This window comes from Aquimarina addita (assembly GCF_039539305.1).
Classification (GTDB): Bacteria; Bacteroidota; Bacteroidia; order Flavobacteriales; family Flavobacteriaceae; genus Aquimarina; species Aquimarina addita.
On record NZ_BAABCW010000006.1, the window covers coordinates 75,883 to 89,648 of the forward strand.

A 13,766-nucleotide genomic window follows, 5' to 3' on the forward strand; every position below is an offset into this window, starting at 1 on the left:
TATTATTCCGAAATTTGTAATAAAATTATTCTTTTGGCAAAACAAAAAATTATCATCACTGGTGGTCCTTCTACCGGAAAAACAGCAATCATTAATAACCTGGAAGCATCTGGCTATTTTTGTTTTAATGAATTTATTAGAAGTATTACCCGAGAAGCAATAGAAAATGATGCATCTATCAATTTTGTTTCTAATCCTATTGCATCCGTTACAGATCCTCATCAATTTAATTTACAATTGCTAACGGGAAGAATTCAGCAATATCTCGATGCTATCAAATTTGATAAAGACATTGTTTTTTTTGACCGAGGGATACCAGATGTATTAGCATATATGGATCTTTTCAATCAAACCTATGACGAAACTTTTATAAAAGCTTGTAACGATCATAGATATGATACTATTTTCTTGCTCCCTCCCTGGAAAGAAATTTTTGTTTCTGATAATGAACGTCAAGAAAGTTTTGAAGAGGCAGAACAAGTATATCATCACCTCTCCAGTACATATACCAAATTAGGATATAATTGTATCGAAGTACCTTTTGAAACTATAGAAAATCGGACTAAATTTATTTTAAGCAACTTATAAAATGTGACGGAAACATCATTAGACATATTACAAAAATACTGGAACCATCAACGCTTCAAACCATTACAGGAAGAAATAATTAATTCTGTAATTGAAGGAGAAGATACTTTTGCTCTACTACCAACGGGAGGAGGAAAATCAGTTTGTTTTCAGGTACCTGCTTTACTCAAAGATGGTATTTGTATTGTCATTTCTCCACTTATCGCATTGATGCAGGACCAGGTACAGAATCTTAGAGAAAAAGGAATCAAAGCAACCGCTTTAACCAGCGGAATAAAATACTCAGAACTGGATACCTTACTAGACAATTGTGTATATGGGAATTATAAATTTCTATATCTTTCACCAGAACGGCTACAACAAGATATTGTAAAAGAGCGATTAAAACGTATGAATATCAATGTAATAGCAGTAGATGAAGCACATTGTATTTCGCAATGGGGAAACGATTTCAGACCTTCTTATAGAAAAATAAAAATTTTAAGAGAATTAAAACCTGCTGTACCCATTATTGCTTTGACAGCATCCGCCACACCCCAAGTCGTTGAAGATATAATCATTGAATTAGATCTTTTTCAACCTAAAGTTTTTAGACAATCATTTTTTAGACAAAACTTAGGGTATATGATATTGCATACACTGGATAAGAATTATAAACTACTACAAATTTTAAAAAAATATTCTGGTAGTTCTATTATATATATCAGAAACCGAAAATCTGCGGTTGAGATTAGTGATTTTTTAAATGATAGTGGTTACACTGCTACCTATTATCATGGAGGTATTGATGCAAAAGAAAAAACGAAACGATTTAAGCGGTGGCTTCAAGAAGAAGTTCAAGTAATGGTTGCTACAAATGCCTTTGGGATGGGTATAGATAAACCAAATGTTAGAACTGTAATTCATTTTAATATTCCAGAAAGTATAGAAAGTTATTTTCAGGAAGCTGGAAGAGCAGGAAGAGATGGTTTACAATCATATGCGGTTCTTTTAAAAAATGAAAACGATATCCTTAGAGTTAAAAATCAATTTATTAAAGTATTACCAGATGTTGATTTTGTAAAATTAGTATACAGAAAATTATGTAATTATTTTAGAGTTTCTTATGGTGAAGGAGAACAAACGGTACATGGATTTAACTTTAATGCGTTTTGTAAAACATATAATTTAAATACATTATTAACGTATAATGCATTACAGTTTTTGGATCGATGCAGTATACTTACATTTATACAGCGGTTTATCAAAAAAAGTAGTATTCATATCACAAGCAGTAGTTCTCAGATTCTGAATTATCTGGAAAACAACCCTCAGTACGAAATGGTTACTAAAGCAATATTGCGTACTTATGGAGGAATTTTTGATGAAGAAGTGATTGTTAATCTCCCACTGATAGCATCAAAAGTAAATACAACAGAAACAAAAGCCATTGCCATATTAAAAAATATGCAGGATGCAGAGTTATTAGAATTCAATTATGCATTAACAGATGCAGAAATTGTTTTTTTAGTTCCCAGAGAAGATGACCATACCATTAACGGAGTAAAACCTCACATTAAAGAACAAAGTGTATCTAAAATTAAAAAGGTACGTGCTATGATCAATTTTGTTGAAAATGGAAATATGTGTAGAAGTATACAATTGCTCTCCTATTTTGGTGAAAAAGAAGTTGAAAATTGTGGTATTTGTAATGTCTGTATTGAAAGAAAAAAGATTCAGGTAGATGTCACTAAAATACGAAAAGATATAATTGCCTTACTCCAAAAAAAGCATTTATCATCCAGAGATATTATTAATCTTTTAGAGTATCCTGAAGAATCAGCTCTGGATGTATTAAGAGAGTTAAATGAACATCATATAATTAAGATCAATCAAAATAACAACTATCAATTAGTATAAAGGTCATGAAAGATTTACGAATTCTATTTATGGGTACTCCTGATTTTGCAGTAGCAACCCTTAAAACAATCATTGAACATAACTATACCGTTGTTGGTGTAATTACAGCTCCAGATAAACCTGCCGGAAGAGGAAGAAAAATAAAATCATCTGCAGTAAAAGAATATGCAATTTCTCAAAACCTGCACGTGCTACAACCCACAAACTTAAAAGATGAACAATTTCTGGAATCATTAAAGAACCTAAAAGCAAACCTACAGGTAGTGGTAGCCTTTAGAATGCTTCCTAAAGTAGTCTGGGATATGCCACTATATGGCACTTTTAATTTGCACGCCTCATTACTTCCTGATTATAGAGGAGCAGCACCAATCAATTGGGCAATCATAAATGGAGAGGAAAAAACCGGGATTACCACTTTTTTTATTGATGAGAAAATAGATACTGGTAAGATTATTTTACAAAAAGAAGTTGCTATATTAAAAGATGACACTGCAGGAAAACTACACGACAAATTAATGATTAAAGGAGCTTCTCTGGTTATTGAAACACTAAAAGCAATAGAAAATGACATTGTAGAAACAATTAAGCAATCAGAAAAAGGTATATCAAAAACTGCTTATAAATTGCACAAAGACAATACAAAAATAGATTGGAATGATACTATGCAATCAATTTATAACCATATCCGTGGGTTAAGTCCTTATCCTACTGCCTGGTGCCTACTTACTAACAAAGGAAAAGAAGAAGCCGTAAAAATTTATGAAGTATTAATAGAGAAAGAAACTCACGCTCATGATACAGGAAAAATTATAATAGAAAACACTTCGATAAAAGTCGCTGTAAAAAATGGATATATTACCATTACTAAACTTCAGCTTCCGGGAAAAAAAGCAATGGATGCTAAATCACTGTTAAACGGATACACATTTTTTAAAGATGCAAAAATGGGCTAAACCCACGCTATCACTAGAGTAAGAAAATTCGTAAAAAGGATATAGGTTTATTAACAATCGTATTGAGTTATCAACAAAACCCCGTATTTACTGGGCTAATCCTTGCAAGAATGATAAATCCGTATAAATTTGTAGAGCGTTTAACAAAGTTTGGTTTAACCAACAATTTAATTTAAAAACATAATTATGAACAAAACAGAATTAATTGATGCAATGGCAGCTGACGCTGGAATCACAAAAGCAGCGGCAAAAAAGGCATTAGAATCTTTTTTAGGAAATGTTGAAGGTTCACTTAAAAAAGGTGGTCGTGTTTCTCTAGTAGGATTTGGATCTTGGTCAGTTTCTAACAGAGCTGCAAGAGAAGGTAGAAATCCTCAAACTGGAAAAACTATCAAAATTGCAGCTAAAAATGTTGTAAAATTCAAAGCTGGAAATACATTATCTGAAGCAGTTAACTAATATATGTATTAGTTTTAATACTATAGAAAGCTCCCAATACGGGAGCTTTTTTTATTGCATATCAATTATTTATCATAATGAACTATCTTAACCTAAGGATATGTTTATTCCAAATCTAAATATCTTTATCCTACGCGCAATACCCAAAAGGAAACCAAAAAGAAAATTCCATTGATTAAAAACCACTTATAACTATACTGATAAACAATTAAATAAGATCATAAAAATGCAGTTAAGAGTTATTTAATAGCATGAAATGAATTTCTGGCAAGGCTAATGGTGTTTTTATACTGATTCTTCAAAAAACCACTAAAATCATACATAAAGCATATGCTTTTTGTGATAAAATCCTACAATAAACGCGGATACCCTTTGATTATTAAAAATAATTATTTAGTTTTAGTATACCTAATTAATTCATATGATATCACTTCAACCAGCAAAAGGACACTTATTGATTGCTGAACCATCCATTATTGGCGATGTTTCATTTAATCGTTCTGTTGTACTACTTGCAGATCACGGAAATCAGGGATCTATTGGTTTTATCATGAATAAACCATTAGACTATATTCTTTCTGATTTGGTTCCTGAAATTGAATCTGAATTTAAAATTTACAATGGTGGTCCGGTAGAACAGGATAATTTATATTTTATTCACAAAGTTCCTAATTTAATACCCAATAGTGTAGAAATTTCATGTGGAATTTACTGGGGTGGAGATTTTAGTATTGTATCAGAATTGATTGCAGAAGGTAACATAACTCCCAATGAAATCAGATTTTTTCTTGGATATTCTGGTTGGGATGCCACACAATTAAATCAAGAATTAGAAGCAAATTCGTGGGTAATCGTAGAAAATACCTATAAAAAAAATATTATAAGTAAAGAGTATAATTCTTTTTGGAAAGAAAAAATGATCGAATTAGGAGGAGATTATTTAATATGGTCAAATGCTCCTGAAAACCCAAGTTATAACTAACATCTTACTAGATTAATATTTATTTCATTATGCTTTTAAAACAAGTTTGTTCGATCTAGACACAAACTTGAAATAAAACACTATGCTCCTATTCGTATTCTTGCGTTTAACATTCCTAGTAACTTTCTGGAAACTAAAGATTCATATGTCTTTTTTCTAAATTTTGTAATTGGTTGAATTCCTGTGATCACATTGGTAATAAAAATTTCATCCGCCTTTTGTAATTCAAAAGGAGAAATGGATATTTCTTCTACGGTATAATCATCTAATTTCTCAAGAATTCTTAATAATTGAGTCCTTAAGATACCCTTCAAACAACCATCTGCAATAGGAGGCGTTTTTATTACATTACCCTTTACCAGAAATAAATTACCATTCAATCCCTCTAATACCATTTTATTAGTGTTCAATAATAAACAATTTTCAAAACTATTTTCCTTAGCAAAAATACTTCCAAGAATATTAACTATTTTGTTATTAGATTTTAGTGTAGATAACAAGTCTGGTGCTATATAATGATCTTTAAACAAAGTTACCTCATACGGGTTATTAGAAATTGTATAAAATTGCCCCACCAATGGTGTAACAACAATCATGTAATCCACGGTATTTGTAACAGGAGTATACAAACCTCCTTGCTTTCTATTTACAATAATTTTAGCTCTAACAGAAGAATTAGTGAGGTGGTTCTCCTCAATAAGCTTACATATCTCTTCATGTAAAAACTCTGGGGTAAAGTTCATAGGAATCTCCATTCTTAGAATCCTCATAGAAGCCATGAGTCTAAAATAATGATCCTCCCAGAAAAGAATTGTACCCGCATTAACACGTATTGTCTCAAACAATGCATCCCCATAGGCATATCCTCTGTTATTAATAGATAATGAAGATTCATTATCAGCCATTACATTTCCATTTATATTGACCATAAATTTGATAGGTAAAATAGGTAACACTTACACAGTATCTTAAAAACCGTAGCTATCCTTAAAAAAAAAGCTCCTGATTTACAGGAGCTTTGTAGCGAGAGGGGGGCACGATCCCCCGACCTCCGGGTTATGAATCCGACGCTCTAACCAACTGAGCTACCTCGCCAAAATATGAATAAACGCATCAACGTTTCTTAATGCGGGTGCAAATATAAAAACAAAATGCATTGGTACAAACAATAAAGTGTAATTAATTTTTTTAAATACTTTTCAAATACTTTTAAAGTCAATAATTAATCTATATATTGGCTAACAAACAATTTGAAATATGTCTGAAAAAATAAAATACGAAATAGAATTTGTAATTCAATCCTCACCTCAATTATTATATCAATATATTTCTACACCATCCGGTCTATCTGAGTGGTATTCTGACAATGTAAATTCAAGAGGACAACTGTTTACATTTATATGGGATGATAGTGAAGAAGAAGCAAAGCTTTTAAACAAAAAAAACGGAGAAAGAATTAAATTTAGGTGGGTGGAAGATGAAGAAGATGGAAATGACTATTTTTTTGAGTTACGTATACAGGTGGATGAAATTACAAAAGACGTTTCATTAATGGTCACTGATTTTTCTGAAGATGATGAAATTGAAGAGAATAAAATGCTTTGGGAAAACCAAGTAAGTAATTTAAAACAAGTATTAGGCTCATCTTAACTTCATTATATTCAGTCAACATATAAAATATAGATCCCTTATAGCAATGGTTATAATTTAATTTTAATACTATTCTTATATGGGATTTCTATATTTAAAATAACATTGTTATAATCACTAATTTACATCTACACAGAAGACTACTAAAAATCACTGCCTTCAATTTTATATCTAAAATTCTTATTCTATTAGGTAATACAAAATAGCAAAAATCTTTTTTATTTTTAAAATAAGGTTAATATCGAAATATTTATTCTTTAATAACTACAATACTACTCTAATAATATTTTTACGATATACTTCTTCTAAAGAATTTTAAGTCTGTTAATCCTAATATAGTATACGATCATTTTTATAACACAACACCCCTAGTTCAATTTCAGGTTTAAAAACAATGATTTATAATACACTGATACTTATCAGAAAACAAAAATCTTTACTGATGAAAAATTAATAATTCCACCACTTTCTTTAAAAATAAAATCTACATATAAATGTTATAAAAAATATAATATTTATTAAATATTATTTAAATTAAGTCTAAATAAAGTTGTGAGTTCTTATTTGATAGAATATATTTGCAACCCTATTTAAAACAAGTCCAAATAATAATAAGATGAAGAAAATAGTTATCAAATTATCCTTTTTAAGCCTTTTGGCTTTAACATCAGTAGCTTGCTCAAGTGATGATGACACCGATAATGGATCTGGTGCTACCGTTGAAAAATCAGCTGTTATAGAAAATTACGCTGATTTAGTTTTACAAAATTATCTAGATGCTTTTAGTGGAGCCGTAGCATTAGAAAATTCATTGAACAAATTTGTTGAAAATCCAATAAAAGAAAATTTTGATATTGCAAAAAATGCCTGGATTGCATCAAGAGAGTCTTACGGACAAACTGAAGCTTTCCGTTTTGCCAATGGTCCTATTGATACAGGAGATGAGCCAGAAGGATTACTTAATGCATGGCCTCTAGATGAGAACTATGTGGATTATGTGGAAGGTCTTGATGACTCTGGAATTATAAATGATTTAGTAAATTATCCAACCATAGATATAGAAACACTTGAAGGATTAAATGGTCAAGGTGGAGAAGAAAATGTAAGTGTAGGATACCATGCAATCGAATTTTTACTTTGGGGTCAGGATTTAACAGATCCATTAGATAAACTTCCGGGGCAGCGACCTTTTACAGATTTTGTTGATGATGGAACTTCAGCTAATCAAGATAGAAGAAGAACATATTTAGTAGTTTGTGCTGAGTTACTAAAAAATAATTTACAATCACTAATTGACGAATGGAAAGAAGGAGGAGCGTATAGAGATACTTTTCTTGCTTTAGATGAAGATGAAGCTCTTAAAAATATTATCACAGGTATCTCTACGTTATCAAAATCAGAGTTAGCAGGAGAACGTATCTCTGTAGCATATCAAAATAAAGATCAGGAAGACGAGCACTCATGTTTTAGTGACAATACACATAGAGACATCAGATTAAATCTTCAGGGGATTGCTAATGTTTATCGTGGATCTTATAGCACTTCTATTGATGGAGCTTCTTTAGAAGATCTTGTAACACAAGCAGATCCAACTGTAGGCGCTAAAATAACAGCATTATTAGCAGCGGCAGAAGTAGCTGTAGAAGCAACTGCTATTCCTTTTGATTTTGCAATTTCTGATGATAGTGAACGTCCGGCTGTTATCGCTTCTGTACTTGCATTACAAGATCTTGGTGATAGTTTTGTAGAAGGTGGAACTGCAATTGGTATTGCTGCTTCTTCAGAATTGCCTGACTAATTAATTATCTTAAACTAATAAGTATATAAAATCAGAACCCTTATTTTTGGGGTTCTGATTTTTGCAGTAAAAAAAATATAAATGCGGTATTTAAATCATGTAATTTATATAGCTCAATCATTATTATTAGTATCACTATTTAGTTGTCAAAATGATGATGACTATATCCCACTAGTAGCAGAAGAAAGAGAAGCATTTTCTGGAGGAGAGACTACGGTTTTTGATGTTTCAGCAAATGCATTTGGCTTTCAGGCTCCTAATATTGGTCAAGAAAATGGTTTGGTATTTTTTTTAGGTAATTCTTTATTCAATCAAAGTTGGGTTACTGCGCCTGCATCTACAACAGCAAGAGATGGATTAGGCCCCCTTTTTAATTCCAGATCCTGTTCAGGTTGTCATTTTAAAGATGGCCGTGGCCGTGCACCTCTTTTTGATGGTGAATTATCCCATGGATTACTACTTAGACTAAGTATTCCAGGCAAGGGAATAAATGGAGAAAACATACCTGACCCTGTTTATGGAAGTCAATTTCAGGATCAAGGCATACAAATTGTTGATAGCGAAGGTAATATTAAGGTAACCTATCAAAATATTAGTATCACTTATCCAGATGGTGCTACGATAAATTTACAAAAGCCTACTTATTCTTTTGAAAATCTAAGCTTAGGAACTATGTCTGATAATATCCAGATATCACCACGTGTAGCTAACCAAATGATAGGTTTAGGGCTGTTAGAAGCTGTTCCAGACGCTACACTTCTTGGATTTGCTGACGAGTCTGATAGCGATAATGATGGAATATCAGGAAAACCTAATTATGTATATGATGTGGCTTCTAATTCTTTACAACTTGGGCGTTTTGGGTGGAAAGCTAATCAGCCTAATCTTAAACAACAAATTGCAGCCGCATTTGCCGGAGATTTAGGAATTACAAGTTCCCTTTTTCCAGAAGAAAATTGTCCATCTTCTGTGGATTGTGATACACTTGCCAATGGTGGAACTCCAGAAATAACAGATGACAACTTAGATACCGTTACTTTATATTCTAGTACATTAGCTGTTCCTGGACGAAGGAATCATGATGAACAACTTATTTTAGAAGGAAAACAGCTATTTGAACAAGCTCAGTGTATTGCGTGTCATATTCCTAAAATGGAAACGGGAGCACATCCTATTCCAGCATTAGAGAATCAAATTATCTATCCATATACAGATTTATTATTACACGATATGGGTAACGATCTGGCAGATAACACTCCGGATTTTGATGCTAATGGAAATGAATGGAGAACGCCTCCTTTATGGGGAATTGGACTTATTGAAGCAGTAAATGGGCATTCTAATCTGTTACACGATGGACGTGCAAAATCTATCGAAGAAGCGATTGTATGGCATGGTGGAGAGGCATCTGCATCTAAGGAAGCTTTTATGAATTTTAATGTAGAAGAAAGAACTAAACTTATAGACTTTATAAAATCGTTATAAATGAATTTTTCAATAAAAAAAATCTCGATTGTATCGTGCATATCAGGAATTCTAATTTTTTCTCTTTGTTTGATTAGTTGTGAAGAAAATGGAGTTTCTGAATCGGCTGCTACTATCCAATATCATCGTAGTGCGCAGCTTACCAATATCTACAATAATGAAATCTCAGTTCTGACTAAAGCATTTATTAACGAAACAGAATTACTGCAACAGTCTGCCATTACCTTTCAGCAATCTACAACATCAGAAAATCTGGATGCTACTATAGCACTTTGGAAATCTTCTCAATCGCTTTGGAAACAATTAGAATTATATGATGTAGGAGCTATAGAAAATACGTTTATTAGTTCTGAAATTAATTTCTGGCCAACAAATGAAATCTTCATTAATGATAATATATCTGGCACAGCTACTATTAACGAAGCATTGATTACCTCTTTAGGCGCCTCTTCTAAAGGAATTTCTGCGATAGAATACCTTCTGTTCTCAGGAGATGAAAACACTCAGATATTAAATTCTTTTACAACTTCAGAAAATGCAGAAAGAAGGAAACAATATCTGACGGGTCTTACTCAAAATTTATCTGCAAAATCAAAAGAACTTAATGATCATTGGGAAAACTATGAAGAAGACTTTACATCTTCATTAGAAAATGGAATTAGTGGTACACAAAATCAGATGATCAATGCTATGATCACCTTAATTGAGGAGATTATTATTACTAAATTAGGAAATCCACTAGGAGATACTAATGGAGGAATTATTGAAGCAGAACGTCTGGAAGGATATTATAGTGAATTCTCCAAAGAAATTATTGAGCAACATGTAATATCTTTAGAAAGATGCTATCTTGGAGATTTTTCTCAAACTCCTTTCAGAATAGGGTTTGATGATTTTTTAATCTTATCTGGTCGAGAGATTTTAGCAAATCAGATTAGTGATCAATTTGCTGTCTGCAAAGAAGAATTAGCCTCTATTAGCGGTTCATTAGAAGATGAAATCATTAAGAATCCTGATGCCGTAAATGATTTAAAAGATACCTTTAGAGATTTACTAGTATTAGTAAAAGTGGACATGGCTAATATTTTAGGCTCTACCATTACTTTTAATGATAATGATGGGGATTAAAACCTTATTTTTATTTCTTAACAAATCAACTTCAATTTTACCTCTGGCTATTTTCAGAATGGCGTTTGGTTGTTTACTCTGCTTTTCTCAAATTAGATTTATATATAAAGGATGGATTGAAGCCTGCTATATCCTTCCAGAATTTCATTTTACCTATCAATATTTTGGGTGGGTTAAGCCTTTTGGTTTAACTACTATGTATGTAATTGTTATACTCAGTGCAGTTTCTGCATTGTGTATTGGATTAGGATTACTATATCGATTTGCTACTCCACTATTTTTTCTTTCATTTACATACCTTGAACTAATAGAAAAATCCTGGTATCTTAATCATTACTATTTTGTTTCTCTTGTAGCCTTTTTATTGATATGGGTACCCGCACATCGTAAATATTCACTGGATGCAAAAATTTTTTCTAAGATAAAAATAGATAGTATACCGCTATGGACCATTTTTATTTTTCAATTACAATTAGCAATCGTATATTTTTTTGGAGGTATTGCAAAACTAAAGTCAGACTGGTTGCTGGAAGCACAACCGTTAAAAATCTGGTTAAAAACACGTACGGATATTCCTATTCTGGGAAGACTATTCGAATATGACATCACTCCTTATATTTTTAGTTGGACCGGTATGTTTTATGACCTATTAATTCCATTTTTATTATGGAATAGAAAGTCAAGACCTGTAGCATATATTTTTGTGGTTACTTTCCATGTGCTCACCTACCTCTTATTTAATATCGGTATGTTTCCGTGGTTAATGATCGCAGGTAGTTTAATTTTTATCACATCTGAAGAGTGGATACTACTCTTCAAAAAACTAAATATCGGTGTTAGATCAGTAGCCAATCATACTACTTTATCTACTTCTCAACGATCTAAGAAACCTATACTCATTATAATTACATTTTTTTTTATTATTCAATTAATACTTCCTTGGCGTCATTTTGCATTAACAAATAATGTACTCTGGACTGAAAACGGTTTTAGATTCGCCTGGCACGTAATGGTAATGGAAAAGAATGGTTTTACAGAATTTACAGTAACTAATAAGGATACTAACAATCGTTTTACCGTCTATCCATCACAATACTTAAGCGTAATACAAGAAAAACAAATGAGTTTTCAACCAGATATGATATGGCAATTTGCGCATTATATCAGGGATATTTTTGAACAGAAGGGAATAAGTAACATTGCTGTCACAGTGAACTCTAAAGTATCATTAAATGGAAGAACTTCCAGAACCTATATCGATCCAGAAATTGACCTGTTACTCATACGATCAGTAGACGACATATATGATCATATTATAAAGTACTAAAAATTTATCCCCTTCATACACAGTAGCATTATGAAGGGGAGCTAATTAATTTTATACATTCTTACTTTAAAAGTGCCTGTAATTGATCAAAATCTACTTCTTGCTGATTACCGGATTGCATATTTTTTATAGTATACTTGTTATTTTCCATTTCTGATGTACCTGCTAAAATTACAAAAGGAATAGTTCTGTTATTCGCATATTTCATTTGTTTATTCATTTTGGAGCTATCGGGATATAACTCTGCTATGATTCCATTATTTCTGAGCTTACGGATGGTTTTGAAACAATAGAACGCTTCTGCTTCACCAAAATTAATAAACAACGCTTTGGTAGAAGGAGCCACTGTTTCTGGAAATAATCCCAGCTCTTCTAATACCAAATAAATTCTATCCAATCCAAAAGAAATTCCTACCCCGCTTACATTTTTAAGTCCGAAAATACCTGTAAGATCATCATAGCGACCTCCTCCACCTATAGAACCCATATTTATCCCATCAGGGGCTGAAACTTCAAAAATTGCTCCCGTATAATAGTTCAATCCTCGTGCTAAGGTAATATCAAGATCTAAGGAAGCCGTAGACAGAGGGATTTCTTGAAGCGTATTTATAATAAATTCTAACTCAGCAACTCCTTTCATTCCTACATCAGAAGAACTTAATAACTCTTTTAATTGACGGATCTTTTCTGAAGCAGTTCCTGTAAAGGTAAAAAGTGGTTGTACTTTTTCTATAGCTGTTTCAGAAATTCCTTTAGCAAGCATTTCTTCTTTAACTCCCTCCTCACCTATCTTATCCAGTTTATCTAATGCAACGGTAAAATCAATCAATTTATCACTAGCTCCAATTACCTCTGCAATACCAGAAAGAATCTTTCTGTTATTCATTTTTATAGTGACACCTTTTAATCCTAATTTTGTGAATACGGCATCATACAATTGAATAAAATCTACTTCTTGCCATAATGATTTACTTCCTACCACATCTGCATCACACTGATAAAACTCTCTAAATCTACCTTTTTGTGGTCTGTCAGCGCGCCAAACGGGTTGGATCTGGTATCGTTTAAATGGAAAATCAATTTCGTTTTGATGTTGAACTACATATCTTGCAAAGGGTACTGTCAAATCGTAACGCAAAGCCTTTTCTGAGATTAAACCCGTAAATTTATTTAGTTCTATACGTTCATCAGATTCAATTTTATCCGCAGAGTTATTTAAGAGTGTATCAATACTTTTTGGTAAATTAATTTTATTTTTATTGAAAAAGAAATTTCCCGAATTCAATATCTTAAAAATCAATCGATCTCCTTCTTCTCCATATTTACCCATTAAAGTATCACTATTTTCGAAACTAGGAGTTTCTATTGGATGAAAACCAAACAACTGGAACTGTTCTTTTATAATACTCGTTATATAACTTCGTTTTGCTATCTCTATTGGTGAAAAATCTCTTGTTCCTTTGGGTATTGATGGTTTTTGCGCCATGCTGTATTATT

General features: G+C 32.0%; 12 protein-coding genes and 1 tRNA gene. 10 read left to right on the forward strand and 3 right to left on the reverse strand.

Annotation, left to right across the window (positions count from 1 at the left end; genetic code table 11):
- The first annotated feature begins 33 nt into the window (after window positions 1-33).
- The 5 genes from ABD816_RS09195 (at window position 34) to ABD816_RS09215 (ending at window position 4,881) form a co-directional block, all read left to right on the forward strand.
- A complete protein-coding gene (locus ABD816_RS09195) occupies window positions 34-588 on the forward strand; it encodes an AAA family ATPase (RefSeq protein WP_344926673.1) in 555 nt (184 codons plus the stop codon).
- Window positions 589-591: 3 nt separating this feature from the next.
- Window positions 592-2,487 (forward strand): RecQ family ATP-dependent DNA helicase, encoded by a 1,896-nt coding sequence (locus tag ABD816_RS09200; protein ID WP_344926674.1) that lies wholly within the window; start codon window positions 592-594, stop codon window positions 2,485-2,487.
- Window positions 2,488-2,492: 5 nt separating this feature from the next.
- Window positions 2,493-3,440, forward strand: a complete 948-nt coding sequence (gene fmt, locus ABD816_RS09205) for a methionyl-tRNA formyltransferase (protein WP_344926675.1) — start codon at window positions 2,493-2,495, stop codon at window positions 3,438-3,440.
- A gap of 186 nt (window positions 3,441-3,626) precedes the next feature.
- Window positions 3,627-3,899, forward strand: a complete 273-nt coding sequence (locus ABD816_RS09210; protein ID WP_344926676.1) for an HU family DNA-binding protein — start codon at window positions 3,627-3,629, stop codon at window positions 3,897-3,899.
- Between the two features lie 421 nt (window positions 3,900-4,320).
- Complete coding sequence (locus ABD816_RS09215; RefSeq protein ID WP_344926677.1) at window positions 4,321-4,881, forward strand: YqgE/AlgH family protein; 561 nt, start codon at window positions 4,321-4,323, stop codon at window positions 4,879-4,881.
- A gap of 80 nt (window positions 4,882-4,961) precedes the next feature.
- Here ABD816_RS09215 and ABD816_RS09220 read toward each other — a convergent pair whose 3' ends face one another.
- Both ABD816_RS09220 and ABD816_RS09225 read right to left on the reverse strand, forming a co-directional pair.
- Window positions 4,962-5,810, reverse strand: a complete 849-nt coding sequence (locus tag ABD816_RS09220; RefSeq protein ID WP_344926679.1) for an aminotransferase class IV — start codon at window positions 5,808-5,810, stop codon at window positions 4,962-4,964.
- Window positions 5,811-5,902: 92 nt separating this feature from the next.
- Window positions 5,903-5,976 (reverse strand) — tRNA-Met (locus tag ABD816_RS09225).
- A 162-nt stretch (window positions 5,977-6,138) separates the two neighbouring features.
- On the opposite strand from ABD816_RS09225, the gene ABD816_RS09230 reads away from it, so the two are divergent.
- From ABD816_RS09230 to ABD816_RS09250, 5 genes are all read left to right on the forward strand, one after another.
- Window positions 6,139-6,531: an START-like domain-containing protein gene (locus ABD816_RS09230; RefSeq protein WP_344926681.1), complete on the forward strand. Its 393-nt coding sequence runs from the start codon at window positions 6,139-6,141 to the stop codon at window positions 6,529-6,531.
- Between the two features lie 616 nt (window positions 6,532-7,147).
- Entirely contained in the window at window positions 7,148-8,329 is a 1,182-nt protein-coding gene (locus tag ABD816_RS09235) for an imelysin family protein (RefSeq protein ID WP_344926683.1), read from the forward strand.
- Between the two features lie 81 nt (window positions 8,330-8,410).
- On the forward strand, window positions 8,411-9,814 hold the full coding sequence (locus ABD816_RS09240; RefSeq protein ID WP_344926685.1) for a di-heme oxidoreductase family protein: 1,404 nt from the start codon (window positions 8,411-8,413) through the stop codon (window positions 9,812-9,814).
- Window positions 9,815-10,942, forward strand: coding sequence for an imelysin family protein (locus ABD816_RS09245; protein WP_344926687.1), 1,128 nt, complete (start codon window positions 9,815-9,817; stop codon window positions 10,940-10,942).
- On the forward strand, window positions 10,929-12,269 hold the full coding sequence (locus ABD816_RS09250) for an HTTM domain-containing protein (protein WP_344926688.1): 1,341 nt from the start codon (window positions 10,929-10,931) through the stop codon (window positions 12,267-12,269). The genes ABD816_RS09245 and ABD816_RS09250 overlap by 14 nt, the downstream gene beginning before the upstream one ends.
- Before the next feature lie 61 nt (window positions 12,270-12,330).
- Here the strand turns inward: ABD816_RS09250 and hisS are convergent, their stop codons facing one another.
- Window positions 12,331-13,755 carry a histidine--tRNA ligase gene (hisS, locus tag ABD816_RS09255; protein WP_344926691.1) on the reverse strand — a complete coding sequence of 475 codons (1,425 nt, stop codon included), beginning with the start codon at window positions 13,753-13,755 and terminating at the stop codon, window positions 12,331-12,333.
- Window positions 13,756-13,766 lie beyond the last annotated feature (11 nt).